Here is a 3,019-nt window from a genome sequence, read left to right as displayed (position 1 = left end):
AGGGTATTCCTATAAAAATAAAGACAAATCTGAGCTCATCAGTCAACTCCAGTCGCTAAATAAAGACAAATCTGAGCTCATCAGTCAACTCCAGTCACTAAATAAAGACAAATCTGAGCTCATCAGTCAACTCCAGTCGCTAAATAAAGACAAATCTGAGCTGATTAGTCAACTCCATTTGGCAAGATATCGTGCTCATGTATTGGATATTGAGATCGCGGAAATTAAGAGGAGCATTTCCTGGAAAATTACCAATAGATTTAATAACAGTGTCATAGAACGAGCCTTGCCTCATGAAAGCAAGCGCCGGAGATGGTATGATCTTGGGTTAAAGGCGATGAGTATTCTTGCAAATGATGGATTCAGCACTCTACTGCAGGAGTATCGATCAAGAAATGCATACTATTGTTCCATAGCTCATAAAGAGTCTGAAAACCCAGAAAATACCTTTCGTGAGACTGTTATGGATGATTTCTTAATTCAATTGCACTCCTTTCACAGAAACTGGGGGATAGCTCTTGAAGTGAAGAGACATTATGAGAAGAATGTGGATATCGTCATTTGCATACATAATGCATTAGATGATGTAAAATCATGCTTGATGTCAGTAATAAAATATTCTCCACATATTTATACACTGATTTTGGTTGATGATGGAAGCGATGAAACCACTAAATCGTTCTTGCAGGATTTCGCATTGCATCACGATGCTTTCTTGTTAAGAAATGATGTTGCTAGAGGATATACTTTTGCGGCAAATCAAGGTTTGAGAAACTCAACTGGCAAATATGTGATCCTGCTAAATAGCGATACTATCGTTTCTGCCGATTGGCTGGATAGAATGCTAGAATGCGCCGAATCAGATGAACGAATTGGAATCGTCGGCCCATTGTCGAATACCGCTTCATGGCAGTCAGTCCCGAAAATAGAATCGTGCGGCGATTGGGCATCCAATGATTTGCCTGAAAATATATCTATCCATATGATGGCTGATCTTATTGGGAAGTATTCATGTCGTTGCTATCCCAAAATACCATTCCTCAATGGATTTTGTCTTTTAATTAAAAGAGAATTGATAAATCAAATAGGATATTTTGATGAGGATAGTTTCGGGGCAGGCTATGGTGAGGAGAATGATTACTGTATTCAGGCAAGAAAAACGCAATGGCATTTAGCTGTTGCCGATGATGTTTACATTTATCATAAGCAATCCCGCAGCTATTCTGATGATAGAAGAAAGAAATTGTGTGACCGGGCAGGCAAAATATTAATCGACAAACATGGCATCCAGGAGGTCTCTGAGGGCGTCTCCGAATGTAAGGGCAATAGAGCAATGGCCGGGATAAGAGCCCGAGCGGAGGTTCTATGGCATCGGCACGGGTTATTGGAGGAAGGGAAAAAGCTCTTCAAGGGTAAAAGTCTGCTGATAATTCTTCCAATAATGGAGCCGACAGGAGGTGCTTATGTCATCATCCAAGAAGCATATGCTTTGATTGAAATGGGTGTGAGGGTAAGCCTGTTTAATTTAACAGAACATGGAGTTAAATTCCAGCAGAGTTTTCCCGATTTGAGGATTCCTGTCATTTATGGGAGCATTAATGAGGTCCCTTTAATTGCCGCGGACTTTGATGCGGTTATAGCTACTATAAACAATTCCGTATATTGGATTGCATCGCTTAATAGCAGCGACATTACCCTGGCATATTACATTCAGGACTTTGAACCAGATTTTTACCCAAAGGGGTCTCGAGAATACAATCTGGCGTGGGAATCTTACATGAAGATACCAAGAATAAAGAATGTGACAAAAACAAGCTGGAATAAAAATAAGGTTATGTCGAATATGGGAATTGACTGTCAGATTATAGGGCCGAGCGTTGATATAGATCTATTCAGACCAAGAGAAAGATTGCACAAATCAAATGATATATTTATTGGTGCGATGATTAGGCCATCGACTCCACGCAGAAATCCTCGCTTTACATTAGAAATCCTTGAAGAAATCAAAAAACTATATGGAGATAAAATAAATATCATTACCTTTGGATGCTCTAATGATGACTTCTTATCATTGAATCTCTGTAGAGATATTCCAATTAATCATATGGGGGTGCTAAAAAGAGAATGGATGCCGCATTTGTTCAATGAAATCGATATCTTCGTGGACTTTTCAACATATCAGGCAATGGGATTGACTGCATTAGAAGCAATGGCATGTGGCTCTGCGGTAATAGTTCCGCGAAATGGAGGTTGCCAGGATTTCGTAAAGGATGGAATAAATGGATTTTTGATAGATACAACAGATAGGCGATCATGCACTGATGCTCTTGAGAAATTAATAAATGATGAAAAATTAAGGGAAAATATGTGTTCTCAATCCATCATCGATGTCTGTCGATTTCCTGCCGAATTAGCGGCGCTGAATATGCTTAAAGCTATTTTTATTTAGTAATATCCAATCAAAAATTTGCACCGGTGTAATTCCACGGGAATTTCAGTCTCCATCCCAATCTCCAATTATAGGAACCATGCCGGATGGCCCGAAGTTAACGCTATAGTCAGCTACTCCTGGTTGATTGAAATAGTTTAAATAGAACATAGCTGTTTGGGGATGATAGATTCCTATGGTGTCTTTCTCATCTCCATCCCAATCTCCGATTAGAGGTACCATGCCGGATGGCCCGAAGTTAACGCTATAGTCAGCTACTCCTGGTTGATTGAAATAGTTTAAATAGAACGTAGCTGTTTGGGGATGATAGATTCCTATGGTGTCTTTCCCATCACCATCCCAATCTCCGATTAGAGGTACCATGCCAGATGGCCCGAAATTTACGCTATAGTCAGCTATTCCTGGTTGATTGAAATAGTTTAAATAGAAATTGGCATTTTGTGGATTGTAGATTCCAATGGTGTCTTTCCCATCACCATCCCAATCTCCGATTATGGGCACCATGCCAGACGGCCCGAAATTTACGCTATAGTCAGCTATTCCTGGTTGATTGAAGTAGTTCAAATAGAA

Annotated in this window: 1 protein-coding gene and 1 pseudogene; one reads left to right on the top strand and one right to left on the bottom strand. The window is 39.8% G+C overall.

Annotated elements, in window-relative coordinates; all coding sequences use genetic code 11:
- The first annotated feature begins 202 nt into the window (after nt 1-202).
- The gene (locus BP727_RS11635) at nt 203-2,449 is read left to right on the top strand and encodes a glycosyltransferase (protein ID WP_286858937.1); all 2,247 of its coding nucleotides are present in this window, start codon (nt 203-205) and stop codon (nt 2,447-2,449) included.
- 45 nt (nt 2,450-2,494) lie between these two features.
- Here BP727_RS11635 and BP727_RS11630 read toward each other — a convergent pair.
- Nucleotides 2,495-3,019: pseudogene (locus BP727_RS11630) on the bottom strand (peptidase C1); the annotation flags it as partial.

Source organism: Methanosaeta sp. UBA356 (genome assembly GCF_002496465.1).
Taxonomy (GTDB): Archaea; Halobacteriota; Methanosarcinia; order Methanotrichales; family Methanotrichaceae; genus Methanothrix; species Methanothrix soehngenii.
Note: the sequence above shows the minus strand (reverse complement) of the source record. Positions and strands in the feature narration are given on the sequence as shown.